Source organism: Streptomyces sp. NPDC088116 (genome assembly GCF_044741745.1).
Taxonomy (GTDB): Bacteria; Actinomycetota; Actinomycetes; order Streptomycetales; family Streptomycetaceae; genus Streptomyces.
In genome coordinates this window covers 1052962-1077521 of sequence record NZ_JBIUTF010000003.1, presented here as the reverse complement: position 1 = coordinate 1077521, position 24560 = coordinate 1052962, and the positions used below count along the sequence as shown (strand labels likewise).

The window sequence follows — 24560 nt, the reverse complement described above, 5'->3', positions numbered from 1 at the left end:
ACGCATCCCCGGTGCGTCTCGCGTGCGCTCAGCGGCGGCCCTCCCGCCCAGGGTCGGGCCGGGCTGTTGCGGCGCGGCGCGTGCCGCACCGTGGCGGATGCGACGCATCCCCGGTGCGTCTCGCGTGCGCTCAGCGGCGGCTTTCCCGCCCAGGGTGCGCGGCGGGCTCTGCTGCGGACCGTGCGCCCGCCGGTCGTCCTCACACGGTGCGGGAATGTCCTCCCGGTCGGCGTACGTCTTCGTTCTTACGCGGACTCCGCCGCCGGCCTTCGTGGAGGCGTTCTGCATGTGGCGCAGCTGCTCGGCGGTGAAGTCCAGGGCTCCACATCCGTACGCGACGCCTTCGGGGCCCGCAGCCCCGTCAACTCGATCGTCGGCCGGGGCTCGTCCTGCGGCTCCGGGCGGCCGGGATCGGTGTCCTGGCCCGCGAGCAACAGTCCGGGCATCGCCACGTGCTGGTGCGCGGCGACCTCGTCCTGCGGCCCGGCACGACGGTCGCGGTGTCCAGCTCCTCCCGAACCACCGCACCGGCGCGGACGGCACAGTGACAGCGCAGCGGGACGCGCGGCATCAGGGCGGGATGCCCTGGGCGGGGAAGCGAACAATATGAACGCAATGACCAACGGGTAGTCCCCACACACGGTGCTTCCTAACATCCCGGATCGCAGCGCAATTTCGCGCAGCGCATCCTCAGGAGCCGCTCCTTGAACACCCTTGACATGCCCGTACCGGCTCGTCGACGACTCTCGGCCCATCGCTGCCGTCCGGCAGTGCTGGCCGTCGGGCTCGCCGTAACACTCCTCGGTACGCTCGGCAACGCCCCCGTGCCGCAGGCACAGACCACACAGCCCACACAGCCCGCGGCAACCACCTGCCCGCCCAATCTGGCCGGGAAAGCGAAGTGCTATACCGGCCAGGACAGCAACGGGGCGTACTACACGGTGGCCGTTCCGGCCCGCTGGAACGGATCCCTCGTCGTACACGCACACGGAGGCCCCGATCTCGGCGACTCCTCGGACCCGTCCCGCAGCACCGACGATCTGGAGCGCTGGGCGGTGATGGTCGACGAGGGATACGCCTGGGCCGCCTCCTCCTACCGCCGCGGTGGCTACGGGACTCGGATGGCCGCCGCCGACACCGACAACGTGCGCCGCCTGTTCGTCTCGGAGTTCGGCAAGCCGAAGCGGACCTATGTGCACGGCCAGTCCTGGGGCGGCAACGTCGCCGCCAAGGTCGCGGAGACCTACGGAGCACGGCCTGGTGCCTACGACGGCGCGCTGCTGACGAACGGCGTCCTCGGCGGCGGCTCGCGCGGCTACGACTACCGTGCCGACCTACGAGTGGTCTACCAGTACTACTGCCGCAATCACCCCCGGCCCACCGAGCCGCAGTACCCGCTGTGGCAGGGGCTGCGCGCGGACTCCACCCTGACGAGCAACGGACTCCGTGCCCGCCTGCGGGAGTGCACCGGGTACGACTCCGACCCCGGGGACCGGACCGCGCTGCAGCAGCGCAACCTCGACGACGTCCTCGCCGTCACTCACATCCCGGAGCGCTCGCTCGAGTCACATCTGCAGTTCTCCACCTTCACCTTCCGGGACATCGTCTCCAGCCGGCTCGGCGGCCGCAACCCCTTCAGCAACCAGGGCGTGCGGTACACGGGTTCTCACGACGACAAAGCGCTCAACGCGGGTGTCGAGCGGTTCTCGGCCGACCCCACCGCGCGTCGCGATCTCTCCTACGACAGCGACCTCACCGGCAAGGTCTCCATCCCGGTCCTCACCCTGCACGCGGCCGGCGACCCGACGGCCTTCGTCGAGCACGAGGCGGCCTACCGCGCCACTCTTCAGGGCGCCGGCAGGAACGGCAACCTCGTCCAGACCTTCACGAAAGAGACCGAACACAGCGCGCTGAGCGACTCCGAGTACGCCAACTCCCTTGCGGCTCTGAACACCTGGGTACGCGACGGACACAAACCGACCCCGCGCTCGGTCGCAGCCTCCTGCGAAGACTTCGACCAAAGCTACGGCAGCGGGTGTTTCTACGACCCGGCCTTCCACCCCGCGCCGTACGCCTCGCGGATCCTGCCCCGGCCCGGCGGCCTCGCCTGGCCCGCCATGACCGCGACACAGGAACGGGCGTGGAGCCGGATCGACGGCGTGGGGATCGCCCCCTGACCGTTTCCAAAGGCCCCCCGGCCATCCACGTCACGGTCCAACGCCCCACGGACCACGCACGGGGCAGAGACCGGCCACCCCCGAACCTCTGCGAAAACACTCGCCGGACTGGCGGCACGGTAGGGACCCGCGACTTCGGAGATCCGTGACGTGCATTCGCTCCCGTACCGGCTGCGTAGTTCCCGAGCTGACAAGCAGGTCACCTGCCCGCAGAGCAAGGTGAGCCACCGCTGGTCGACGCCGCCCTCCTCGTGTCCTACGCCGACGCCGAGTTCTCCCCGGACGACTGCCGCCAGTACCCGGTGAACGCCACCTCCACCCACACCAACACCCCGAAGCCCCCCCTTCCCCCGCCCCGCGGCCGGGCCGGGATGGGCGGCGTTCGTCTGTCCCGCGCGCATCTGCCTCGCGTGCGGGACAGATGCCACCCTGCTCGATCACCCCTTGACCACACTCCGCTCACCGCAGCCCGTGGTATCCGATTTAACCCTTGACCACACCTTGACCACGGCATTCGTCCGTGGCCGACACCACACCGCCCGAACCTTGTTCAGCGGGCGGGACGCGTGCTGGACGGCGAGGCACCGCGACGCCAGTCCGAGGGCTTCTGGACGCGGTAGGTCTCGCCACTCCCGATCCGGGCCCTGTTCCGGGCGAACTCCCTCTCGGCGGCCGACATCTGCCGGGGCCCGCAGCCGGAGTGTCCCCCAGCCCCCGGTCACCTTCGTGACGCCCTCACCCTTGGCGTAGCCCTTGAAACAGGCCGGCCAGGTGCCCGGGTACCCGGCCCGGAGCGAGCCGCGCGGCAGCGGCAGCGCCTTCTTCACCGCGGCCTTCGCCGCGGCCGGCTTCCCGCCGCCCGCCTTCTTCACCGCCTGCACCCGCTTGATCGCCTCGCGCTGCGTCTTGCCGGGCCGCTTCTTCGGCTGCTGGCCACGCACCGCCTTGGCAGCCTTCTGTGCCAGGGGCTGTCCCACGAGCGGATCGTAGAACCCCCACCCGGCGGTCGCGCCGCACCACGCGCGCACCACACCGGGAGCCGGCGGCGCACCGGTGCACACCAGGCGACGCAGCGCGATGAGTTGTGCACGATGCACCGCACACCCCCACCGGGCGGTGCACACCACGATGCACACCACACCACGATGCGCACCATCGACACAGCGTGAGCGCACCCGAGTTGAAGACCAGAGGGAGAACTCTCCCGCCGATACACAGCATCACGCACACATAAGAGGACGATGCGGGCCGTAGCGAACGCGGATCAGAAGCGATGCAGGCGGTAACGAGGCCGGACAAGAGGTGCGCGCCAGGTGCAGTGAACTCCCGGCGACCGGTGCGGCCCACCGCACCGGCTCCGCACACCATCACCCTGCGTGTACACACCGGGAACGCCGTACACCCCGGCGATGCGCACCGGTGCGGCGGCCACGAGTGAACGACACCGCCCGTGCCCGCACTGGTACGCACGATGCGGTACACCGTCATCAGCGGCACGCACGATGCGGTACACCGTCATCGGCGGCACGCACGATGCGGTACACCGGCGACAGCCAAGCACACACCGCCGACGACGGAGCAGAAGGGACCCGACGACAAGGCATCCTCAAAAAGTTTCTCGAAGGCTGCTCCCGGGGCACAGACCACCCGTCGATGGCCGCCCACCACCACAAAAACGGAATACCCGCCCCCGCTCCACAAAACGCGAGCATCAATCCACGACAGCAAGCTAAGCGACTCCGCCACCCTTAGTTCGACAGAAGGAGTCTTCACCGCCCTTTCTCAAGCAGACAGTGAGCGTCAGCCTCTCCCCTTCCGGGATGTTTATAGATTCCGACTCGCAAGTGTTGACCCCTGCGGCGACGACCGTCTTCCAGAGCGGACCGTCATGACGACGCAGGTAGGCCACTGCCGAGTACCCGTCTGCCTGCGCATCGCAGACCTGCGTTAGATCACCATTGGCCACAAACGAGCCCGCGCCACCGGAATTGTCATCCGTAGTGTATACGTTCACTATATTCGTCCCCGCCCATGCATTTCCACTCGACAGCATGAGAAGCCCGGCGGCGACAGCGCCAGTTAAGGCGAATCTACGCTTCATGAATTACTGATCCCCCCAGAATACGCGAGACACGGAAACTCCGCGCCACGCATGACAATAAGCGACTCCCTTCATCCTTGGCAAGGAATTTAAGCTTCTAGTAGGGCTTGGTCATGTGCGGTCCGTGACGGCGTGTCTTCTTGATCGGTCGTGTCGTTGATCGAGTGTGCTGGGTGAGGAGTTGGCCGCGGTCCGGTCTGATCTGGAGGACTTCGCGGCGGAGATCTTCGAGCCGTTCGCGCGGGCGGGTCAGCGGCGGCGGGGCGGGGCCTGCTGCTGGAGGGCGGGCGCAAGTCGGTGGAGCCGATGGCGCCCGGCTGGGCGAGGACGGGAACCGGCAGGCCCTGGCCCATTTCGTCACCTCCAGCCCGTGGGACGCGGCGCATGTGCGGGCCCGTCTGGCCTGGCGCATACAGCCGGTCATCAGACCCACCGCGCTGGTCATCGATGACACCGGGTTCCTCAAGGACGGAGACGCGTCGGCGTGCGTGATCCGGCAGTACACCGGCACCGCGGACAAGGTCACCAACTGCCAGGCCGGGGTTTCGCTGCACCTGGCTTCCAACAGCGCCTCGGCGGCGGTCAACTGGCGTCTGTTCCTGCTTGGGAGCTGGGATCCCGCCTCGCCGAAAGCTGATCCGGCCAAGGTGGCCCGTCGCGACAAGTGCGCTATTCCTGCCCAGATGGGGCACGTCGAGAAGTGGCAGCCGGCCCTCGACATGATCGACGAGACGCGGTCCTGGGGCATCGAGGTGCCCCAGGACATCGCCGACGGCGGCTACGGGGACACCGCCGCCTTCCGGCTCGGCCTGGAAGAACGCGGTCTCGACTACGCAGTGGGCATCTCGACCACAACCACCGCGCAAGCGGAAACACCGGATTCAAGCGCATGTATTCGCGCTTCGTGGCCCTGCGGATCCGGCCCGCCGGACGTGAGATCCGCAAGGCCACAGCAGGCCCCGAGCTTCCGGTCCGCCGGCTGCTGGCCGAATGGCCCGCCGACCAGGACGAGCCCGTGCAGTTCTGGCTCTCCAACCTGCCCGAGACCACCCCGCTGCCCGTTCTCGTGCGCACCGCGAAGCTCCGCTGGCGCATCGAGAACGACTACCGCGAGATGGAACAAGCCCTCGGCCTGGCCCACTTCGAAGGCCGAACCTGCCAGGCTGGCACCACCACGTCACCCTCGTCCCGGTCGCCCACGCCTTCTGCACCCTGCAGCGACTGAACCGATCCCCAAAAGAGACGGCTTCGGCCTGAGCCTCTACCGAGTCGTCCGCGAGCTGAAGACACTTCTCGCGACCTGGACCAGCACCTGCCCCACCTGACACCGCGACATGCCGGACCCCGCACCAACATGACCAAGCCCTGCCAGGGCCTGTCTCCAGTCGTGATCATGCGGGATGGAGGATCCCGCTGATGCAGCGTTCCGCCGAGTGCCGGTCACGGTAGAGCTCAGAGCCGTGGATGCTCCGCAGCCGGGTATTGTCCCAGTTCAGATGCGCGGTGATTATTGAGGCACCCGTCGGCCGACCGGTCGGAGGGCGACCGACCTGCCGACCCACAAGGGACGCTCCGTGCGCAAGCTCGTGTACTACATTGCCGTTACCCTCGACGGTTTCATCGCCGGGCCCGACGGCGCCAACCCCACAGGACCTGACGGCTTCTGGCCGGTCCCCGATGACTATGTGCGGCACCTGGCCGCCGAGTACCCCGAGACCCTGCCCGCCCCGGCCAGGGAGGCACTGTCCATCACCGCAGAGGGCACACACTTCGACACCGTCCTTGAGGGACGCAAGTCGTACGAGATCGGCCTGGACGCCGGTATCACGGACGCCTACCCGCACCTGCGGCACCTGGTGTTCTCCACCACCCTGGTCGAGAGCCCCGACCCGGCCGTGGAGTTGGTCACTGGCGACCCAGTGGCGAAGGTTCGGGAGCTGAAGCAGGAGGACGGCAAGGACATCTGGCTGATCGGCGGTGGCAAGTTGGCGGGCGCCCTGTACGGCGAGATCGACCAGCTCATTGTCAAACTGGGCCCGCTGACCACCGGCACCGGCGTCCCCCTCTTCGGCCGCACGGCCGCCTTCGACCCGCGCGTCTGGAACCTCACGGACCACACCATCCTGGACAGCGGGGCGGCTTTCCTCACCTACAACCGTGCCTGAAGACCGGCCCGTTCCAGGTGTGATCAAGGTGTGGGACGTCACTCACCAGCGGGGCAGGTCAGCCGGCAGAGATCTCAGGCGTGGCGCGTAGGGAACTTGCGGACGACGAGTGGAAGTTGATCGGGCCGTTCCTGCCGATAGGCAGGTTCGGCCGTGGCCCTCAGCCTGGAGCTGGGCGACGGCGGCGTCGACGTAGGCGGTGATGGTGTCGGCGCGCAGGCAGTACTGGTCGAGTTCACCAGGTCCACAGCGGTCAGAGCCGCCCCCAGAATCTCGCGGTGGGCGCGCGCCCGCTCACTGATATTTCCGGCGGCGGTGCAGCAGGCGCCGTCGCTCTCCTCCGGACTCGCGTTCATCCGGGTGCCCAGGTCGAGTTCACGGCCGGCCGCGCCGGCGAGGGGCAGATCGACGGCCGCCCCAGCGCTGTGCGGCGCGATTTCCGGAGGTGACACGTACCGGCCGGCGGCTGAGCGAATCTGCGCCGAGGGCCAGTGCGGGTGGGCGGCCCCGGAGCCCGGCGGCATACTCCACGAAGTACCGCTGCTGGACCGAGGGAAGCCGGTATCCCTCGACCACGAGCAGCCGCAACCACCGTGGCAGCGACTCCTGGGCCTTGATGAGACGGTCGACAAACCCCTCGCGGATGAGACCGAAGGTTCCCGTCTGGTCTTCCTTGCGCGTATCGACCAGCAAAGAGCCGTCGGCCCGGACATCCACCAGGCGCTCTCCGCACTCCTCCACCGGCACGGCGGCAACCCTCGGATCCGACATCAGAACGATCTCCGTCATACGCCGATCATCTCCGTCATACGCCGATCATCTCCGGCGCTTCGGCTTACGCGAAGCGCGCGAGTCCGGTGCTCTAGCACTCGGACAGATTCGAACGTACGAGTCAAGGGTGACGGTCACTCGTCCGGCCGGTCAGGGCCATTTCGCGCTGTCAGACTCCCGGGAGGGAACGCGCCGGTGGGGCGTGGGCGAGGCAGCAGCAGCGAGGCAGAGTGGGCGGGACCGAGCACGGTACGACCGGTCATACCGCTCCAGGCAGGGGCCGGGCGTGACAGACCATGGCGTCCCGCGCGCACGCGCGGTGACAGAGGACCGGCAGGACGGGCGACAGTACGGTGACGGACCCGGCGAGCAGCAGCGGGACGAGGGGGCGGCGCGTGCGGGGCCGCGGCACGTGGCCTGCGTGATGGACGGCAACGGCCGCTGGGCACAGCGCCGTTCACTTCCCCGCAGCGCAGGCCACCGGGCCGCGGAGGCCGCCGTCATCGACGTCATCGAGGCGGCCCGGGGCTCCGGCGTGGAGTGGCTCAGCCTGTACGCCTTCTCCACCGAGAACTGGAACCGCCCAGGCACCGAGGTCGAATTCCTGATGCGTCTGGTGCGCCGGGCCGTGCGCAAGCACGCACCACTGCTCCTCGCGCGCGGCATCCGCTGCCGTTTCCTCGGCGTCACCGACCCACGCATCCCCCGCGAACTGGCCCGAGACCTCCACGACTTGGCGGCACTGACCACCGACAACCAGGGGATGACACTCACCGTCGCCTTCGACCACGGCGGGCGCCGGGACATCGTCGAGGCCGCAAGGTCACTGATCCGCAGCGGAACACCCGCCGACGAGCTGACCGAGCAACTCTTCGCGGACCACCTCCCTTTCCCCGACACTCCCGACGTAGACCTGGCCATCCGCACCTCCGGTGAACAGCGCATCTCCAACTTCATGCTCTGGCAGGTCGCCTACGCCGAGTGGGTCTTCCCCGAAGTGCTCTGGCCGGACTTCCGGGCTCCCGACTTCCTCGCCTGCCTGCACACCTACCGGCGCCGTGACCGCCGCTTCGGCGGCATACCCGCCCGGACGAACGGAGACCCGTCATGACCACCGACACCACGCAAACAGCCGACGAGGCATCTCTGTTCGGCCCGAAATCGCAGTTCAGCGCCTTCTTCGACGACCCGCGCTGGGCCCTGGCCATAATCCGCGCCACCGTACTGGAGGCCGCTCACCCACAGATCGGCGCCGCCCTCGTCGACAACTCGACCTTCGTCGCCCACCCCTGGCGCCGGCTGCGCAACACCTTCCTCAGCATGCGGCGCATGTTCGGCACCGACCCAGCGGTACGCGAACGGGAGGCCGCCCGACTCAACCGGCTGCACGCCCGCATGAGCGGCTCCGACCCCCGCGGCCGCGCCTACGACGCTATGGACCGCGCCACCCGCGCCTGGGTGGTCGCCACCCTCTTCGAGAGCGCCGTCACCATGTGCCGGCTGAGTGGCCAGCCGCTCGGCCAGGACACGATGGAGCGGATGTACGCCGAGTACCGCGCGTTCCTCGCCGCGCTCGACGGCGACGCCGCGGAACTCCCCGAGGACCTGAACGACTTCTGGCGATACTTCGACCGGGTCGTCGAAAACGAGCTGGAGAACACCGAGGCGGCCCGCGTCATCCTCTACCGGCTCTTCGACCACCTGCCCGCCCCCGCGCTGCTCGACGGCGCGCCGACGCTGTGGGCGGCCGGCCGCGCCGTGGCCGGTCCGCTCCTCGGCGCGATCACCGTCGCCTCGCTCCCCGAGTCCTACCGGCGCCGGGCCGGCCTGCCCGAGATGCCTGGCGCGCCAGCCCTCATGCAGGGCGCCTACCACGCCGCCGGGCTCGCCCGATTCCTGCCCGAGGGCTGGATCAACGCCGAAAGCATTATCGAAGCCCTCTCACTCCCGCCCGACAGCGACGACCCCCGCGCCCGCACCGTAACCGCCCTGCGCGCCCGTATGAAGCAGGCATCGGCCCTGCTCCGCCTCCTCACACCACTGAGCGCCAATACCTACCCCGACCCGGCACCCTCGGCGAGCACAGAAGAGAACCGACGCCCGGCGCAGGAGTTCTTCCTCCGAGTGCTGGACCAGACCGGCGACGGCCACCTCGACTGGCCCGACCTCGCCGCCATGGCACGCGAACTCTCCACCCGCCTCGACCTGGACGAACCCCAGGAGACCCGGCTCTACGACGCCTTCGCCGCCTGGTGGCGCGAGCTCCAGGCCGCCCTCGACACGGACGGCGACGGCCGCGTCAGCGCCGAGGAGTACGCCACCGGCGTCCCCTCTCTCGCCGGACCCGCGCTCATCCGCGTCGCCGAGGTCCTCTTCGACGCCACCGACAAGGACCGCAACGGGAGCATCGACGCGGACGAATACCGAACCCTCTTCCGCACCGCCTTCCACCACGACCTCACCACCATGCACGGCGCCTACGGCCGGAGCGCCTTCGTGGGCGACTTCCTCTCCTTCATGGCGGGCCGTCGCACGGGCACCCCGTACGACCCCCTCCTCACCGACGCCTAAGCGAAGTGCCGTTGGACGAGGGCACTGAAGAGGTCATCCGGATTCAGATCCGTGAAGTGGACGAGTCGGCGATCCGGGTGGGCCGCGGTGGCTCGGTCGCCCGCGCTGGGCGGTCGCTCGGGAAGATGCTGGACACCGTACGGCCGGTGGCGGAGTACTTCGTCGGAAGGTTCCGGGAACTCGCCGTGCCGCCTGACGAGATGGCCCTGGAGTTCGGGATCTCGCTGTCTGCGGGGGCGGACGTCGTCATCGCCAGCACGGCGACCGCGACCAATTTCACTGTGAGTCTCAGCTGGAGCCGCCGTGAGTGGTGGCACTGGGACGAAGGTTGCGTCATCACTGCCTGAGCGGCCACGGGCTAGGACTGTTTCAGTGGATTGTGGGGTTGGGCTGCTGTGCTCTCGGTCCCTACTGTGTGCTGAGGTCCGGCGGATGCTCCGTGGCCGCCCGGTGCCGGGGCATCCGCAAGGGAAAGTGGGGGAACCGCTCATGAGTCTTCGCGTCTATCTGGACAGTGCCCGACAACCTCGCATGCCGGACGGGTCGGCGGGTGAATGGGCCGGTTTCTTCGACGGGGCGGCCGAACTGGAGGCCAAGAACTGGCCGCCGCTGCTGTGGTGGGCGATGTTCGGCCCCGGAGACCTCCTGGAAGCGAGGATCGCCGACACCCAGGACACCGGCACCGACGAGCACACGGAGCTACTGAGCCAGTGGGGCGAGGCCACCTACCCGTACCTGGTGGTCGACCAGCAGACTGCGCTGTCGCGCCTGCGCGCCCGGCAACCCGCTCTGACCAGCCGGGTCGGCCCGGGATTCTCGCCCGTCTTCGACGCGTTCGCCGCACTCGTCGACACCCGGTTCGGTCCGTACGTGCTGCTGCGGACGGAGGCGTTGGCCCATGACGGTGAAGGTGACATGCGCCTGCTGTTCACTGAGACCTTGGCCGACCTGACCCGTATCGACACCGGCCACACCACCGCCCCGGGTGGGCCGATCGACGGGCTGATCGCCGATTTCGAGCGATGGCAGCACATGGACCCGACCTGGCTGCTGGCCGGTGCCGGCGACGGATGGCCGACCGTCGCACTGCGGGAGCAGTTCCCCGCCACCCCGAGCCATCGGCCGTCCGGCCGGAGGGCCGCACGGTCCAACACACTGGACTGGATGTTGGGCGTTCTCGCCGCGATCTTCGGCATCGGCGCGTACTGGCTCAGCGAGAGCCTCTGGCTGGCCGCTCTCGCCTTCACCGTGGTCCCCGCCACACTGGCGACACACCTCATACGACGCCGGCACAGGAGACCGCGAAACCCCTCCCCGGGCAGTGGTTGAACGCGGGCGTCAGCGGGACGCCGCCGCGAATCCCTGGCTGAGGCACCGAACCGGGGAAACGCGCAGGGGACCGAACCTACGGCACGCGCGCGTTCCGGAATTCTGGAACACGCGGCCACGTGCCCCATCGGGCAAGACCGATCCTGAAGAGTTCGGCCAGTCGCGCGGGCGGCCCCGACGGCACGGCCGACTGCGCGGACGGCCAACGCTGATCGCCGGACGGGACCGGCCTCGAGCAGGCCGATGAGTGCTGGCGGTGATCGAGCACGCGGCGGCCTGGGACACCGCGACGCTGGTCGAGTTCAAGACCGCCGACTCCTCTTTCGCCGCCGGATTCAGAACACACTCCCTGACCGACAACCATCAGATGGTCCGCCGCCTCTCCTGCCCATCACCCTGCCCGCCAGCCCCATCCCAGCGGAGTGAGCCGATCCGACCGTACGAACGGCGGGCGCGCGGCGCGCTGCCCTCCGTCAGGTTTGCGAGCGGTACACGACAGTCCGTAACCCCGTCACGCCCGTGTGTAAAGAGGCATGCCCCATGGCCCGACCACGACCGAGTGCCCGGCAGCCGCCGGCCTGTCAGACCTTGCGCCTAGGCTGTCGTGGAGATTCGATCAAGGAGTTCGGCAGTGCGAATAGAGCGTCACCAGGTGGACGGGGCCGCCGTGTCAGCGGCGCGTGAGGACTTCACCCACCGCATCGGAGGCCGGGTGCGGTCCATGTCGAAGGCCGGACGTATGACCACCTACGAGTGGCAATACATCGCCGAGGAGTTCCTCGACTACCTGGGGGCGCTCTCCGTCGAGACACCCGACCTCGCGACGGCGGAGGCCCAGGCGGCGCTGAAGGACGCCTCGGAGGCCGCGGCCGGCGCCGTCGCCTACGCGGCGTACCACCCGCACCGCAGCTTCCAGGTCTTCCTGAACTACGTGAACTTCGGCATGAGCTACGACCCGGGCGAGGACGCCCCCGCGGAGAGCGTCACGCCCGGGAAATGGATCGACGCGCTCTGCATGACGGTCCTCAGGGACAAGGCCAGGTTCCACGGCGATGCCTTCCTCTTCGCCCGGGGGAAGTTCGTCGCGCACGCGCAGGGCACGCCCGCCGGGGAACTCGCCACGGGGCTGGCGGCCGTGGTCCTGGACGACACTGGCGACGAAGAGGAGTACCCGCCGAGCGCGCAGGCCAAGCTCACCGCCGTCGACGCGGCCCTGGACCGCGTCCGTATCCGCGCCCAGGAGAGCGGCGAGCCCGTCCTGGACCGCCCGGACAGCGCCGCGCTGCGCACGTTGCGCGCTCTGGCCGCCGAAGACCGGGAAGCCTTCGACGCCGCGCTGGCCGACCTCCTGGTCGGGTACGTTGCCGCGCACGGCCCCGCGGCCTCCCCCAAGACTCTTCTGCCGCTCGTCCCCATCGCCCTTTCCGCGTTCGCCTACCGGTCTCTGGGCTGGGCGCCCGCCGTCCACACCGAGTACCTGCCGCACGCGCTGGTCACCGGCTTCGAGACGCGAGGTCCCCGTGTCTCGGCATTCGGCCGGAACCGGCGGCCGGACGCGGTCGCCGCGCTCGCCGCGGGCTTGCTGGTGGTGGAACGGCCGCCCTGCGAGCGGACCGTGGACACGCGGGTCACGGCCCTGTACGAGGAATCCCTCCAGGAGGCGTTCACCTCTGTCGGCGGAGAACCTCCCGCCGTCTGGCGGCTCGGCAGAGCCATGGGTGATCAGGAGCGTCTCTTCAAGTGGCGGGCGGGGAACCCCGGCAGTGTCACCGACACACAGCGCGCGACCCTCAGGCTGGCCTCCCAGATGGGGGCGGCCTTGTTCCACATCGGCCTCGCGGAACCGGGCACCCGGGCCGAGGTGAGCGTCGACGGACGCATGCTCTGCTACCCGGCCGACCGGGGCAGGGAGATCGGCGCCGGCAACTGGCAGCGGGCCGTCGCCTTCGCCCTGATCACCGGCGCACGTGAGGACCTCGCCCCCCTCATCCTCACCGGCCCCGCCTTCGCCGGCCCGGACGGCTCCGCCTTCAGCGCGTACCGCGAAGCCCTCCACGCCTACCTGAAGTGCGCCGATCCCGAAGCGGCCGCGCAGCGGGCGTTGGAGCAGGCGGAGAGGGCCAAGGACTGGGGCTTCGCCATGCCGCCGGCCGTGCTGCTGTCGCAACTGGTGGAGGGCGACGAGGAGAGCTTCAACCTGGCCCTGGCCGACGCGCTCGAAGCGCACCGCGATTACTACCGGGTCGCCGACCGCGCCGACGATCCGGACGCTTCCGTCAACCTCGACATCCTCGCCCTGGCGTGCCACGCCCGTCGCCGCGGCTGGGCGATCCGCGTCGAATCCCCCTACCTTCCGCAGGACCTCCTGCGGGCCGCCGAACCCCTCTAAAAGGCGTATCCGGCCGCCCGCACGAAAGCGCCGGCCCCTGAGTCCGTGCCACGCCTGGACTGGGTGTTCGGCGGCGGGCGGGCGAAGACCAGGGTGCGGTAGCCGTCACTCTCCGGACCTGGTGGTGTCTCATGAGACACCACCAGTCAGGCTGTGGGCCGGACGCACACCGAGTTTCCAGGGGCAGGCCGCGCGCGCATGACCGGAACTGGTCCACGGACATGCCGTAGGCACCGCCCGACGGCCCTGCGACCGCTCACCGTCACCGTGGGACTCGACCGCGCCCTCGAAGGCGGGCTCGGCTCACGGTCCGCGCCAGAGGTTGGCGAAGGCCGCGTTCTCGATGGTCCGCCTCTGGCGTACGGCCTCCAGCTCCATCACGGCGTCGTGGACAGCGGCCAGCACGGTCGTCACCGCCTCGTCATCGAGGCCGGGCTCGTCGTCGGATCGTTCGTCGTCGGATCGTTCGTCGTCGATGCCCACGACCGAGGCGAGGGCGGCCAGGACGGGTTCCTTCTCTTTCCAGCGGTCGGCCGCACGGCGGCGCGCGGGCGTATCGACCGGTTCCACGCGTTCCGAGCCGAAGGACAACCGGCCGCTTCGCTGCGGCTTCAGCTCACCGTTCTCCTCCAGGGCGGCCTGGTACGCGGCCGAGAGGTCTCGGCCCCGGCGCCACAGCCAGTCCTCGATCCGCTCGTAGGGCGCCTGCCGAGTGAGCCCTGCCGCAGCCTCGCCCATGAACCGATCGTCCAGCGTCGGCTGTCCACCCGGCACGATGCGGTCGCCGTCCACGGCGACCGCCCCCGCACCGATGAGATCGATCAGCTCTGCCCCCGCGAGTGCGAGGGACAGATCGCCCTGTCCCACGGAATGCTTCAGGTCCATGGCGATGATGAACAGGTCTTTCGCCGTGGTCATGATCGGCTCCCCTCGGAGACATCGACAAAGGTGCGTCCCCACCAACCGGGCCCGCGTCCGAGGCCGGCCCGGCGGCGGGGTGACTCTCACGATCAGTATCGCCCCGCCCGCGTGGCCGAAGCCCTTGCGCACGGCGGCGGGACTTTCTGCCGACGCCGCAGAACGGCGGGTCCTCGCTGAACCGGCGGGTCCCCGCTGTTCTGGACGCGCTCACGCCCGCTCCTTAAAGGATCACGCGTGGCTGAGGATGACCACCAAGGCGGCGGCCTCGGCGAGAACCTGGACGGCGAGCGCCGCCTGGCGCACCCGCACGGCCGGCGCCACCAGTGCGACGAGGAGCGCCACCGCACCGAGGCCGGCGCTCCACTCGAACAGCCAGCCGGGCAGTCCCGGGGCGCACTGCTCGCCGTAGGTCAGGCACCGGGAGGCCCGCTCCGAGGCCAGCGTCAGGATGCCGGTCGCCACGGCCGCCGGCACGAACAGGAAGGCGGCCACGGAGGCCCACAACCGGGTGCGGTCCCTCGGCGACGGGGACTGCACCGGGCGAGCGGACACGGAAGTTGATGCGTTCATGTCCTCATCCCATACGGGCGGCCGGCGCCGCACAGCCGCCAGGTTACTCAGATCCAGCTGGGGTGCAGGTCCTCATTCGTGAGTAGCCGGTTCCAGTTTCGGCCCAGAGTGGGCTGCTGGACTGTCGAGAGGCGACACTTTGTGGGCATGATCCGGTGCTGGTCCAGGACCGGTTCAGTCTCCGAGGCGGTGTGCGAGGTGGAGCAGGTCTGGCAGGTGCAGCACCCGTCCGTCGAATCCGGGGAGGGGCACGTGGAGTGGCTGGGTCCAGCGGGCGGGGATCGTGTCCAGTCCGTAGTAAGCGCCCGCTATGCCTCCGGTGACCGCGGCGACGGTATCCGTGTCACCGCCGAGGTCGATGGCCGCGCGTATCGCGTCTTGGAAGCTGGTGGTGGTGCGCAGGGCCCAGACGGCGGAGCCCAGACAGGGCCAGACGGCACCGTTGAACTCGGTCGCCTGATCGGGATGCCAGTCAGGCGCGAGAACTATGGCGTAACGGCCACGGTGGTCGGGGTGGATGAGGGCCAGGATGTCCGGGAGCGCGGTGAGGGGGTCGGTGTCTTCGAGCGTGACGCGGATGAGTTCGTGGAAGATGGCGGTGCCTTCCCAGGCGGCACGGTCGCCGTGGGTGAGGGCGGCGATGCGGCGCGCCGCGTCCATGGTGGCCTCTCGGCCGGCAGACGCGAAGTAGACCGCGGAGGTCGCGGCCCGCATCAAGGAGCCGTTTCCCGCAGCTCGCTGGTTGACCTGGAAATGGGTTGCGGCGGCGAGGTCCCAGGGCATGCCGTTGGTCAGGACGTCTTCGGTCTGCAAGCCGATGTCCTTGGGGTCCGAGGCGGCCCATCGCCGGAACCGGGCGAAGACGTCCGGCAGGTCCAGTCCGCCCCGCTCGAGCAGGGACTCCGCGACCAGCACGGCCATCTGCGTATCGTCGGTGGCCTCGCCCGGGTCCCAGCCACCGCCTCCGCTCATCTCACCGCCGCCACCAGGCACGGGGAACCGCGCGGAGAACGCCCCCTGGGGGCCGAACTCAAACGGGCCTCCCAGCGCATCACCCACCGCTGAACCGACGATCACACCGGCGGTCCGCTGAATCCGCTTCATTCACGCAGGCTATCCGTGCCGCGTAGTAGGCCTCCGGTGTATTCCAGCTGGAAAGGTGTTCAGCGGTAAGGGCTCCAGCGGCCGAAGCGGGCCACCAGCCTCCGTGCCGCGTTCTGATCCAGCCCGAGGGCGGCGGCTGCCTGTTCGGTGGTCGCGTCCTGCCGGGCATCGTGGGCCGGCCAGTAGCCGGTCTCCACGGCGGTTACCTCCAGTCGGCGGGCTGCTCGCAGCGCTGCCAGCGGTGAGGTCTTCGCGAGCTTCCCGATCTCTTCTTCCACCTGGGCCAGGAGAGCGGTGAATGTCTCCGGCAGAGGAATGGCGGACATCTCTACCTGATCGGTGTGCTCATCCCACTCCTGGCAGCATGCGTCCGGCGCTGCCAAACCCGCGTCGAGCAGTTTCTGTTCGCCGATCTCGTCCCAGTCGAGTCGGTGCTCTGTGCCGGTCCAGCCACAGGAACACACCGCGCGCAGCGCGGCCGCCCGAGGTCCGTGCGCCAGGCGCCCGTCGTAGAAGCTCCACTGCGAGACCGATCGTCCGCCCCCACCGGAACTCATTGCCAGGAAGACGGGGTCCGGAACGGTGCCGTCGGCCAGGAGCACACCGACCGCGCCCTCGTGCGATGCACCGAACTCCTCCGTCGTCCAGGTCTCCCGCTCACCCATGGCACCCGCCCTTCCAACCGCTTCACCTGTGCCGAACGCGCCCCGGATCCGGGGCGCCGGAGACGACGATGCCGCAGTCCAGGGGGCGGCACTACCAGAATCACCAAAGCGGTGACGGTCAAAGCACGCTCGTCGTCGACGCCCGCCGTACGACCTCGATGTCCGGGTGGTACAGGCCGGCAGTCACGCATTTCCGCCGAGCGGGTGTCACAGCGCCTTACGCGGCTCTGGCGGCACTGAGTCGAGGCGGTATGACGAAGCGTCCCGCCCCATCCTCGGGTTCTGAATCGCCGTTCTGGCTTTACGGACAGTGGGCCGCCGCAGTTGATCATCCGAGAGGCCTGCCGAGCGGCTGCCTTCCTCGAGTGAAAAACACCTCAGATGAACCGTGCGTTCCCGCGTACCGTCCTGGTTGGCGCTCGGGAAAGGCGAGGAGGACTGGCCCGAGTCCCTGGCCCACGACGTAACGGTGGCGAAGCCTCGGACGCCGTCCGAGCGTCCTGTTACGTCGGATAGACCGGTGACCTGGAGGATTGCGTGTCCAGCCTGACTGGCAGAACTGCGGTGACCGCCTGCCGGGCGGCCGCCGAGTAGCCGGCGAGTCTTCCACTCGATGAACGGTCGCACGACCGTTCCCCGATCACTTACGCAAAGCGACCGACAACCTGAGAACGATCAGGTCAGCCAGCAGGGCGGGTGGCGACGCGCCAGGACCGGGGCCGGCGGATGTACTGCCGGTCAAGGAAGCCCTGGGGGCAGTTGGGTTCCGGGGCTGCCGGAATGGAGCTGGCGGCAGGCGGGCGCCGATGCGTTCGAGGTTGACCACGATGGCGGTAAGGATGTGCTGGACGTGGGCCTTCTCTTCGCTGCGGTAGCGGCACTGCCGCAGGCTGTGGCCGTTGACGAACTCGTTGATGGTGCCCTCGATGGCGGCCCGTAATGAGGAGCGCGAGAGCCATTCCTGGGGCTGCTGCTCGGTCCGGGACTCGAACTGGATGTCGGAGGAGTTCGCGGGGCAGGAAAGACACTCTCCGGGCGTCGGCGCGGGTGAGGCGCTCTTCACCAGGCACTGGCCGCGGTCGTCCGGGGAGAAAACCTACGTCGACGTAGCGCACGAGGGACGGCGGTGTCGACCACCGGCGGCTCACCTCGCCCAGCGTTTCCGGCTGTCAGTTGAAGATGTCCAGGAGGTCCAGCCTGGAGCCTGCGTCGTCGGCGGGGCGGGGCCGCATCGGGAGCGGATCCGGGTAGGTCTCCGCTGCGGCCCTCGCGCGGACGATGTCGGGCCCACCGCACGCCGCGACCGCGAAGGCGCCGAAAACCTTGGCGAACGCGGCCGGGTCGCGGAACTCCACGCCGAACGCCCGGCCGTCCCGCAGTGGCACCCACACCACCCGGTCGAACCGTGTCCATTCCAGCACCGGCTGGTCGTCCGCGGTTGACTGCCCCTCCAGCCACAGCCGCGCCACGTGCAGCAGGTTCACCTTCTCCATCGGCAGCCGCTTGCGCCGCACCCGCAGTTCACGCGCCGTCAGCTCGACGCGCTGGTCCTTCTTCGGGTACCAGACGACGCCGATACCGAGCGGCACCCACAGCAGGATCCCGATCATCGGCCAGACCAGAGCGTCGCCCCATGACCGGAGCAGCCCGCCGTCCAGCAGGTACAGGACCCCGAAGACCAGAACCCACTTCGCCGTCATCCGCCAGAATCCGCTGCCCTGCCGGTACAGGACCCGTCGCTTCCCCGTCATCGCCATGCCCGCAGGCTATCCGCCGCCCCGCAGCTCACCGTAGACGCCCTTCGCCACCGTGGGGGGCGGGTGGCGTCACCCACGGCACCCGTCGATACGCCTCGCCCTGATCCGCGGGCGTGCTGACGTCACCGGCTACGGCGGCGGCCAGTAGGCATCACACGGCGTCTGGACCTCGAAGTCCTGACCCGGATTCCAGGAGCCGCATCTCTGCGCCTCGCACCGGGCACGTGTGCACTTTCGCCAGCGGGACCAGCAAGACCGGGGAGCCCGCACTCTCAGCGCAGTTGCTCGGCCAGTCCGACGATGATGCCCTCCGGGCCGCGGAGGTAGCAGAGCAGATAGCTGTCCTCGAACCGGGCGATCTCGCCGACGAGTTCGGCGCCATGAGGGCGCAAGCGGGCAACGGTGTCCTCGATGTCGTCGACGGCGAACATGACGCGGTGCGTGCCCAGAGTGTTGTGCGGCCGGTTGCGCGGTCCGGCGCTGATCGCCGCGGGACTGCGGTACTTCGCCAGCTCGAGCCGGCTGTGACCGTCCGGGGTCCGGACCATCGCGATGTCACAGCGGACGCCGTCGAGTCCGGTGCACTGGTCCGCGAAGAGGCCCTCGACCTCCGCCCTGCCCTCCAGCTCCATACCGAGTTCCACGAAGAACGCGATGGCGGCATCCATGTCCTCGACGACGATGCCGACGTTGTCCATCCGCTGAATCGCCATGCTGGTTTCTCCTTCTTACTCGTACGGCCGGTGGTGGCCGCTGATGTCCCTGGGACGGAGCCGGTGGCACGTTCTCGACGTCGACGACGCGCTCTCCGCCAAACCACCAGCCAGCGCACCGGCCCTCCGAGCACGGAAAACGGACAAACTTACTCGGCATGCCCATCATGATAAGCACCTTCGGATTCCAAGATCCTCGACAGCGTCAGGCACGGATCCGGAGTGCAGGGGGTGTGCCGTTCTCCCGCGTTGAGCTCGTGCTCCTGGCGCTCGAGTGTGCGCGGTGCGGCACGTGCTGCGAGTGCTTCTGCTCGGTGTCGTACCAGCCCATCGGGTGCACGGGATGCGGCAGCAGCGACGGCAGTTGCTGCTGCGGAGAGGCGGCCGGTGGGTCGTAATGCACAGGCGTGAGCGCCAGGCACTTACCGTGACAGGGACACGGTGACGCCTGGCCGAGCGGGCCCTACTCCGTGATGTACATGGTGTCGCGGAGGACTCCAGCAACGGGTTATTGGATCAGGTCGGTGTGCGAATGGAACTCCGGGCAGACGTAGAGCTGCAGGTGATTGGCATCGGATGACGTCGGCAGCGGTTCGCCAGAACAGCGCGGTCGGAGGCTTGTATTCCGGCGAGCGCTCGAAGGGACACCACAGCACCTGGAGCAGATCGGTCCGTCCGGGCAGTCGCAGCAGGGGTACGTCACGTGCGTACAGCTGGGCGACGGGCAGCAGGGGTGCGGGCGGACTTTCGTGCCACTTGTCGCAGTACGGCCACGACTCTCTGGCAGGCCACAGCAGCGGCCCTCCGACCGAACTGCCGTACGGCGACGGAGAACCAGGGCGGGGATGCAACCGGAGCGCCGGGCTCGCCAATGGGCCCAGTTGAGGGAAGACCGCGGCGACGTCGAGTCCGCGCCGAACTTCACGGCCTGGGCGTGCCCGGCGAGTTCGGGCGCGGCCGCGGTGAGGATGGAGTCGAACTGGGTGAGGGGAGGGAACGCGCTCGCATCCGAAGCGAGAAGGGCGTCCGCTGAGGCGGGCGCGCCAGCGGGTAAGTCATTCGCCGGGGAAGGCCAACCGCCCGTCACCGTGGCCTCATTTTGGCGACTTGAGCATCTCAAGAAGGATGCGCTGCAGATCGGTGCGGTCCTGCGGGGTAATCCTCGCCAGCCTGCGGTCGAATTCCGCCGCGAGCGCCGAGAGTGCGCGGTCCCGCGCCGCCTCGCCCTCGGCAGTCAGGATGAGCCGATGCCGCCGCAGGTCCTCGTCGTCGATCTCGCGCCGCAGGAACCCCTTTGCGACGAGGTTGCGGACGTAGACCGTCACGCTCGCTTTCGGGATCATCAGCGCCGCCGCGAGTTCGGCAGGGTACGGCGAAGCGGCCGCCTCGGCCAGCACGAAGAACTCCTTCGTCTCCAGCCCAAGCTCGGCCAGTTCAGCGCTGCAGGCATCCATCACGACGCTCAGCAGACGCTGGTTCAGCGTCCACAGCTGCGCCCCGTCAACCGCCACGCAAGCTCCTCCATCCGCCCAGGTGGTACAGTTCTGAATTAGTTCCAAACTGTACCAGAGGGCATTTCGTACTGGACAGTTATGGAACAAATGCCTACGCGAAAGGCGCCATCAGATGCTTCAGCACATCACGATCCCGCGCGGACCGGTCGATCTCGCAGCCGACCTCTACCTGCCCGACAGCACCGACAAAGCGTCGCCACTGCGCGCCGTGGTGCTCTCCACGCCCGGCAGCAGCGTGAAGGAACAGATCGGCGCCACCTACGCATCCCGCCTCGCCACCGGCGGCATCGCGGCGCTCGTGTTCGACCCCGCCCATCAAGGTCAGAGCGGCGGAGAGCCCCGCGACCTCGAAGACCCCTACCGCCGCGGCGAAGACATCTCCTACGCGATCGACGCGCTCACCACGACCCCCGGCATCGCCCCGGAACGCATCGGCGTCCTCGGCATCTGCGCCGGCGGAGGCTACGCCGTGCACACCGCCCGCACGGACCACCGCATCAAGGCGGTCGGCACGGTCGTCCCCGGCAACATGGGCACCTCGTTCCGCGGGTTCCAGCCGGACGGCGCGGCGGCCGCGCTCGACACCATGGCCGACGCGCGCATCGAAGAGGCCCGCTCCGGCGAGCCGGCCCGCGTGAACTGGCTGCCCGACACCCTGGAGGAAGCCACAGCAGCCGGGCTGACCGATATCGACACGACCCAGGCAATCACCTACTACCGCACCGAGCGGGGCAGGAACGAACACTCCACGAACCGCCGCCTCTCGCGCGGCGACTCGCTATTGCTGGGCTACGACGCGTATCACCTGGTCGACCAGCTCATGACCCAACCGCTACAGGTCATCCTCGCCGGACGCACCGGCAACACCGGCTCCTACGAGTCCGGCATGCAGTTGTGGAAGCTGGCACCCAACCCGGTCGACCTCATGGTGATCGACGGCGCCGGCCACTACGAGATGTACGACGAGCCCGAGTACGTCGACGCCGCCGTCGACCGGCTCGTCAACTTTTACTTCAACCACCTGTAAACCATCCAACCCGGTGAACCTATGCGGTCACGGCACTGGACAAGGATCCCAGGAGTTCGATGGAGGGTGTCGTGACGACGACCGACGGCGGGAACGGCGAGGCGCCGCTGCTCCCCGGGGCGGTGCGGGCCGTCCCGTACTCCTGGGCCACCGGCTTCGGCTGGCCGCCTAATACCGCGGAGAGCCCGGAGAACCTCGCGCTCGCCCGCGCGGTACTGGAGGCCTGCCTCCCGGAGGGACCCCTCGCCGCGCCGGAGCCGCCTCCCGAGGTCCGCGCGAAGGACCTCTGCGAGGGGGAGGCCCTGCCCGACTGGGTCGAGGCCCGATGCGTGCTGCGGGCCCTCATGCCGTACGCGCGCGACGTGACCCGGGAGCGGATGGCCGAGGCCGAGGCGCGGTGCGCGCGGACGGGGCTGGACACCACGGACTTCACGGCCCGCTGGACCCGCCGCATCCGCGCCTGGATCGCGCAAGAGGTCATGCGCTGGTGCGGCCTGATGGTCGACGACACCACGGCACTCGCCCCCTGGGCGATCGACCTCGCGGAACGGTACGCGCGCCGGGGCATGGCCGCGGAACAGGCCGTATGGCTGCTCCGTCTCACCCCCGAAGTACCGGGCAGCCACGAGGCGCTGGCCCGGCTGGCACACGACGAGGAACTGCCGGCCGCGGTACGGGAGCTGGCCGCAGAGGCAAACGCCGGGACTACGCCCGAGAACTGAGACGGCCAGGCCGTGAGGGTCCTCGGCTGGGGTCGTCTCCTCACACGGATTCGTTACCGGCCTGAAGACCGGACTCACCGCGCGCCAGAACGTGCCCGCCGTACGCGACTTCCTCGACAGCACCGGTAGGCCGTCGCCAGTCCTCACCTCGGAAGCCGGCTCGGCAACACACGGCGGCAGCAGGCACAGTGGCCTCATGAGTGAACAAGGGCCGGCCCACGACGGAACGATCGCACGCGAAGGCGCACTGGTGGACCGAGTACCGGCAGCGTTCACCCCCGTCGTCGACGCCGCCCGCACTCAGATCGCCGAGACATTCGACAGCGCCCGGCTGCACAGCGCCTACATCTACGGCAGCATCCCGCGCGGCACCGCCATCCCCGCAGTCTCCGACCTCGACCTCCAACTCGCCCTCCACCACGAGCCCACCGAAGGCGACCGCGCCGACGCCACAGCGATCGAGACCGCACTCGACCAAGCGTTCCCCCAGATCGACGGCGCCGGGGTCCTGCTGACCAGCACGCGCGCTCTGCTCAGCGACCTCGAACGCCACGACGCCGGATTCTTCATCGCCTGCCTGTGCACCCCGCTGCTCGGCCCCGACCTCGCCGAACAACTCCCCCCCGCTACCACCCCACCACCCAGCTCGCCCGCGAAACGAACGGCGACCTCGCCCTCGCACGAAACGCTGGCGCACCCGAGCCGCCGAAACCACCACGGACACCGACCGCCGCACCCTCAGCCGCACCGTCGCCCGCCGCATCGTGCGCACAGGATTCACCCTGATCATGCCCCGCTGGGGCGGCTGGACCAGCGACCTCAACGGAGTGGCTCGTGAGCCTGTGGCCTGCGCGTTCGATCCGTTGGACTGAGGCATTGCCACGCAGGCCATCGGCCTGGCACTACGCGGGCACCGCTTCACCGGGACCGACTCGGCCCCCGCACGCGCTGCCCGTGAGGCCGCCCGCCGGGCGTCAGCGCGGCCTTCGTGCCCCACAGCGGGCCTTGGACGCGCCGGTGATGAACCCTGTCTTCGCGGCCATCAAATCGTGCTCCCGTGTTCCTCGGTGCCGGTTGGTGTAGGCGCTCCCCAACTGCGCTGAGTGGTCGGGGAGTTCGCGGGGATGACGGCCAGACCGTCGACCTCGATGAGCCATTCGGGCCGTCCGAGTGCCTGGACGCCGATGAGCGTGCTGGCCGTACGGGGCCAGTCGCCGCCGAAGGCCCGTCGGCCCGCCGCGAAGATCGGCTCGACCAGTTCGGGGCGGTGCCCCACGACGTGGATGGTGTTCTTCAACAGGTCACGTGGGCCGCAACCGACCGCAGTCAGTGCGGCGGCGACGTTACGGAACGCCTGCTCGGCCTGGGCGGCGTGATCGCCTTCGCCGACGAGTCTGCCCTCGGTGTCCAGGGCGATCTGTCCTGCGATCGCGACGACGGCTCCCGAGCGGACGATCGCGAGATGGTGGTAGAGCTCGCCGAACGGAGGGGCCAGCGCGGGCGGGTCGACATGCTCGATCACGGTCGTGTCCTCTCGTAGGGGGCGCAGTCGGGCAGCGTGAGGCCGATCGGCAGCCGGATCTGGTCGGCCGGCGGCAGCTCGCCGAGCGGCAGCGCTCCCGCCGTCGCCCTGCCCGATCCGCTGGATTTGGGTGATCCACGACCGCAGCCGCTCCTCGTGCGCCCGCAGCCCGGCGACGACGTCCCCCTCCGCCCCGGCCCACCGGCCTCACTCAGGCCCGCCTGGGCGACCACGTCGCACCCGCAGCCGCGGAGGTCGATCAGCTGCCCGTCGGCGCGGCGCGCCGAAGCCGGCTCGACGACCCTGACCTGTGCTCCGTACCGCGCCGGCCCGTGCGTGAGCGCCATGCCTGCGGCCCCGGCGCCGGAGATCAGCGCCTTGACTCCGGTCATCTTTCCCCACCTCCCATGTTGGTCACTGACCAAGTTGCATGTTCAGTGAAATTGGTCAGCGACCAAAAGTCAACCCGGGATGCTGTCTGGAAACGGCGGCGAGGGTTGCTCCGCGACGGACTGGCTACAGCCTCGCAACGGCCCACCCGC

Annotated in this window: 20 protein-coding genes and 4 pseudogenes; 11 read left to right on the top strand and 13 right to left on the bottom strand. The window is 69.2% G+C overall.

Going from position 1 to position 24560, the window contains the following annotated elements; translation table 11 throughout:
• The first annotated feature begins 719 nt into the window (after window positions 1–719).
• Entirely contained in the window at window positions 720–2177 is a 1458-nt protein-coding gene (locus tag ACIOJD_RS16970; protein ID WP_401913947.1) for an alpha/beta hydrolase family protein, read from the top strand.
• Window positions 2178–2614: 437 nt separating this feature from the next.
• Here the strand turns inward: ACIOJD_RS16970 and ACIOJD_RS16965 are convergent, their stop codons facing one another.
• The gene (locus tag ACIOJD_RS16965) at window positions 2615–3154 is read right to left on the bottom strand and encodes a hypothetical protein (protein ID WP_401913812.1); all 540 of its coding nucleotides are present in this window, start codon (window positions 3152–3154) and stop codon (window positions 2615–2617) included.
• Between the two features lie 1290 nt (window positions 3155–4444).
• Here ACIOJD_RS16965 and ACIOJD_RS16960 point away from each other — a divergent pair.
• Together ACIOJD_RS16960 and ACIOJD_RS16955 are read left to right on the top strand one after the other, a co-directional pair.
• Window positions 4445–5535 (top strand): annotated as a pseudogene (locus ACIOJD_RS16960) (IS701 family transposase).
• Between the two features lie 317 nt (window positions 5536–5852).
• A complete protein-coding gene (locus ACIOJD_RS16955) occupies window positions 5853–6443 on the top strand; it encodes a dihydrofolate reductase family protein (protein WP_401913810.1) in 591 nt (196 codons plus the stop codon).
• 233 nt (window positions 6444–6676) lie between these two features.
• On the opposite strand, the pseudogene ACIOJD_RS16950 reads toward ACIOJD_RS16955, so the two are convergent.
• Window positions 6677–7232 (bottom strand): annotated as a pseudogene (locus tag ACIOJD_RS16950) (dipeptidase); the annotation flags it as partial.
• A 406-nt stretch (window positions 7233–7638) separates the two neighbouring features.
• Between ACIOJD_RS16950 and uppS the strand changes: the two are divergent.
• From uppS to ACIOJD_RS16925, 5 genes are all read left to right on the top strand, one after another.
• On the top strand, window positions 7639–8325 hold the full coding sequence (uppS, locus tag ACIOJD_RS16945) for a polyprenyl diphosphate synthase (RefSeq protein ID WP_401913944.1): 687 nt from the start codon (window positions 7639–7641) through the stop codon (window positions 8323–8325).
• Window positions 8322–9785 carry an oxygenase MpaB family protein gene (locus ACIOJD_RS16940; protein ID WP_401913807.1) on the top strand — a complete coding sequence of 488 codons (1464 nt, stop codon included), beginning with the start codon at window positions 8322–8324 and terminating at the stop codon, window positions 9783–9785. Before uppS ends, ACIOJD_RS16940 begins: the two co-directional genes overlap by 4 nt.
• Window positions 9786–9790: 5 nt before the next feature.
• Entirely contained in the window at window positions 9791–10132 is a 342-nt protein-coding gene (locus tag ACIOJD_RS16935; protein WP_401913804.1) for a CU044_2847 family protein, read from the top strand.
• Window positions 10133–10274: 142 nt separating this feature from the next.
• The gene (locus ACIOJD_RS16930) at window positions 10275–11114 is read left to right on the top strand and encodes a hypothetical protein (protein WP_401913802.1); all 840 of its coding nucleotides are present in this window, start codon (window positions 10275–10277) and stop codon (window positions 11112–11114) included.
• A 652-nt stretch (window positions 11115–11766) separates the two neighbouring features.
• Window positions 11767–13503, top strand: coding sequence for an Imm49 family immunity protein (locus ACIOJD_RS16925; protein WP_401913941.1), 1737 nt, complete (start codon window positions 11767–11769; stop codon window positions 13501–13503).
• A 303-nt stretch (window positions 13504–13806) separates the two neighbouring features.
• On the opposite strand, the gene ACIOJD_RS16920 is transcribed toward ACIOJD_RS16925, so the two are convergent.
• The 9 genes and pseudogenes from ACIOJD_RS16920 to ACIOJD_RS16880 all read right to left on the bottom strand — a co-directional run bounded on the left by ACIOJD_RS16920 (window position 13807) and on the right by ACIOJD_RS16880 (window position 20744).
• A complete protein-coding gene (locus tag ACIOJD_RS16920) occupies window positions 13807–14421 on the bottom strand; it encodes a GPP34 family phosphoprotein (protein ID WP_401913799.1) in 615 nt (204 codons plus the stop codon).
• Between the two features lie 231 nt (window positions 14422–14652).
• Window positions 14653–14994: a hypothetical protein gene (locus ACIOJD_RS16915; RefSeq protein ID WP_401913796.1), complete on the bottom strand. Its 342-nt coding sequence runs from the start codon at window positions 14992–14994 to the stop codon at window positions 14653–14655.
• Window positions 14995–15168: 174 nt separating this feature from the next.
• A complete protein-coding gene (locus ACIOJD_RS16910; protein WP_401913793.1) occupies window positions 15169–16098 on the bottom strand; it encodes an ADP-ribosylglycohydrolase family protein in 930 nt (309 codons plus the stop codon).
• Window positions 16099–16157: 59 nt separating this feature from the next.
• Complete coding sequence (locus tag ACIOJD_RS16905; protein WP_401913791.1) at window positions 16158–16763, bottom strand: hypothetical protein; 606 nt, start codon at window positions 16761–16763, stop codon at window positions 16158–16160.
• A gap of 640 nt (window positions 16764–17403) precedes the next feature.
• On the bottom strand, window positions 17404–17826 hold the full coding sequence (locus ACIOJD_RS16900) for a transposase (RefSeq protein WP_401913788.1): 423 nt from the start codon (window positions 17824–17826) through the stop codon (window positions 17404–17406).
• 106 nt (window positions 17827–17932) lie between these two features.
• A complete protein-coding gene (locus ACIOJD_RS16895) occupies window positions 17933–18520 on the bottom strand; it encodes a hypothetical protein (protein ID WP_401913785.1) in 588 nt (195 codons plus the stop codon).
• A 272-nt stretch (window positions 18521–18792) separates the two neighbouring features.
• Window positions 18793–19233 (bottom strand): VOC family protein, encoded by a 441-nt coding sequence (locus tag ACIOJD_RS16890; protein ID WP_401913783.1) that lies wholly within the window; start codon window positions 19231–19233, stop codon window positions 18793–18795.
• Between the two features lie 578 nt (window positions 19234–19811).
• A pseudogene (locus tag ACIOJD_RS16885) lies at window positions 19812–20114 on the bottom strand (hypothetical protein); the annotation flags it as partial.
• A gap of 213 nt (window positions 20115–20327) precedes the next feature.
• A complete protein-coding gene (locus tag ACIOJD_RS16880; protein WP_401913780.1) occupies window positions 20328–20744 on the bottom strand; it encodes a MarR family winged helix-turn-helix transcriptional regulator in 417 nt (138 codons plus the stop codon).
• 115 nt (window positions 20745–20859) lie between these two features.
• Here ACIOJD_RS16880 and ACIOJD_RS16875 point away from each other — a divergent pair, with 115 nt between their 5' ends.
• The 3 genes and pseudogenes from ACIOJD_RS16875 to ACIOJD_RS16865 form a co-directional block, all read left to right on the top strand.
• Window positions 20860–21774 (top strand): alpha/beta hydrolase, encoded by a 915-nt coding sequence (locus ACIOJD_RS16875; RefSeq protein ID WP_401913777.1) that lies wholly within the window; start codon window positions 20860–20862, stop codon window positions 21772–21774.
• A gap of 71 nt (window positions 21775–21845) precedes the next feature.
• A complete protein-coding gene (locus tag ACIOJD_RS16870) occupies window positions 21846–22496 on the top strand; it encodes a hypothetical protein (protein ID WP_401913774.1) in 651 nt (216 codons plus the stop codon).
• Between the two features lie 196 nt (window positions 22497–22692).
• Window positions 22693–23320, top strand: a pseudogene (locus tag ACIOJD_RS16865) (nucleotidyltransferase); the annotation flags it as partial.
• Window positions 23321–23538: 218 nt separating this feature from the next.
• Here the strand turns inward: ACIOJD_RS16865 and ACIOJD_RS16860 are convergent.
• Window positions 23539–24018, bottom strand: a complete 480-nt coding sequence (locus tag ACIOJD_RS16860; RefSeq protein WP_401913772.1) for a RidA family protein — start codon at window positions 24016–24018, stop codon at window positions 23539–23541.
• On the bottom strand, window positions 24015–24410 hold the full coding sequence (locus tag ACIOJD_RS16855) for a hypothetical protein (protein WP_401913769.1): 396 nt from the start codon (window positions 24408–24410) through the stop codon (window positions 24015–24017). The genes ACIOJD_RS16860 and ACIOJD_RS16855 overlap by 4 nt, the downstream gene beginning before the upstream one ends.
• Window positions 24411–24560: the final 150 nt, after the last annotated feature.

Excerpts from the sequence above, each read along its gene's own strand:
- ACIOJD_RS16970 (WP_401913947.1), top strand. The coding sequence starts at position 720 with ATGCCCGTACCGGCTCGTCGACGACTCTCGGCCCATCGCTGCCGTCCG.
- uppS (WP_401913944.1), top strand. The coding sequence starts at position 7,639 with ATGGACGGCAACGGCCGCTGGGCACAGCGCCGTTCACTTCCCCGCAGC.
- ACIOJD_RS16940 (WP_401913807.1), top strand. The coding sequence starts at position 8,322 with ATGACCACCGACACCACGCAAACAGCCGACGAGGCATCTCTGTTCGGC.
- ACIOJD_RS16930 (WP_401913802.1), top strand. The coding sequence starts at position 10,275 with ATGAGTCTTCGCGTCTATCTGGACAGTGCCCGACAACCTCGCATGCCG.
- ACIOJD_RS16920 (WP_401913799.1), bottom strand. The coding sequence starts at position 14,421 with ATGACCACGGCGAAAGACCTGTTCATCATCGCCATGGACCTGAAGCAT.
- ACIOJD_RS16915 (WP_401913796.1), bottom strand. The coding sequence starts at position 14,994 with ATGAACGCATCAACTTCCGTGTCCGCTCGCCCGGTGCAGTCCCCGTCG.
- ACIOJD_RS16910 (WP_401913793.1), bottom strand. The coding sequence starts at position 16,098 with ATGAAGCGGATTCAGCGGACCGCCGGTGTGATCGTCGGTTCAGCGGTG.
- ACIOJD_RS16905 (WP_401913791.1), bottom strand. The coding sequence starts at position 16,763 with ATGGGTGAGCGGGAGACCTGGACGACGGAGGAGTTCGGTGCATCGCAC.
- ACIOJD_RS16895 (WP_401913785.1), bottom strand. The coding sequence starts at position 18,520 with ATGGCGATGACGGGGAAGCGACGGGTCCTGTACCGGCAGGGCAGCGGA.
- ACIOJD_RS16890 (WP_401913783.1), bottom strand. The coding sequence starts at position 19,233 with ATGGCGATTCAGCGGATGGACAACGTCGGCATCGTCGTCGAGGACATG.
- ACIOJD_RS16875 (WP_401913777.1), top strand. The coding sequence starts at position 20,860 with ATGCTTCAGCACATCACGATCCCGCGCGGACCGGTCGATCTCGCAGCC.
- ACIOJD_RS16855 (WP_401913769.1), bottom strand. The coding sequence starts at position 24,410 with ATGACCGGAGTCAAGGCGCTGATCTCCGGCGCCGGGGCCGCAGGCATG.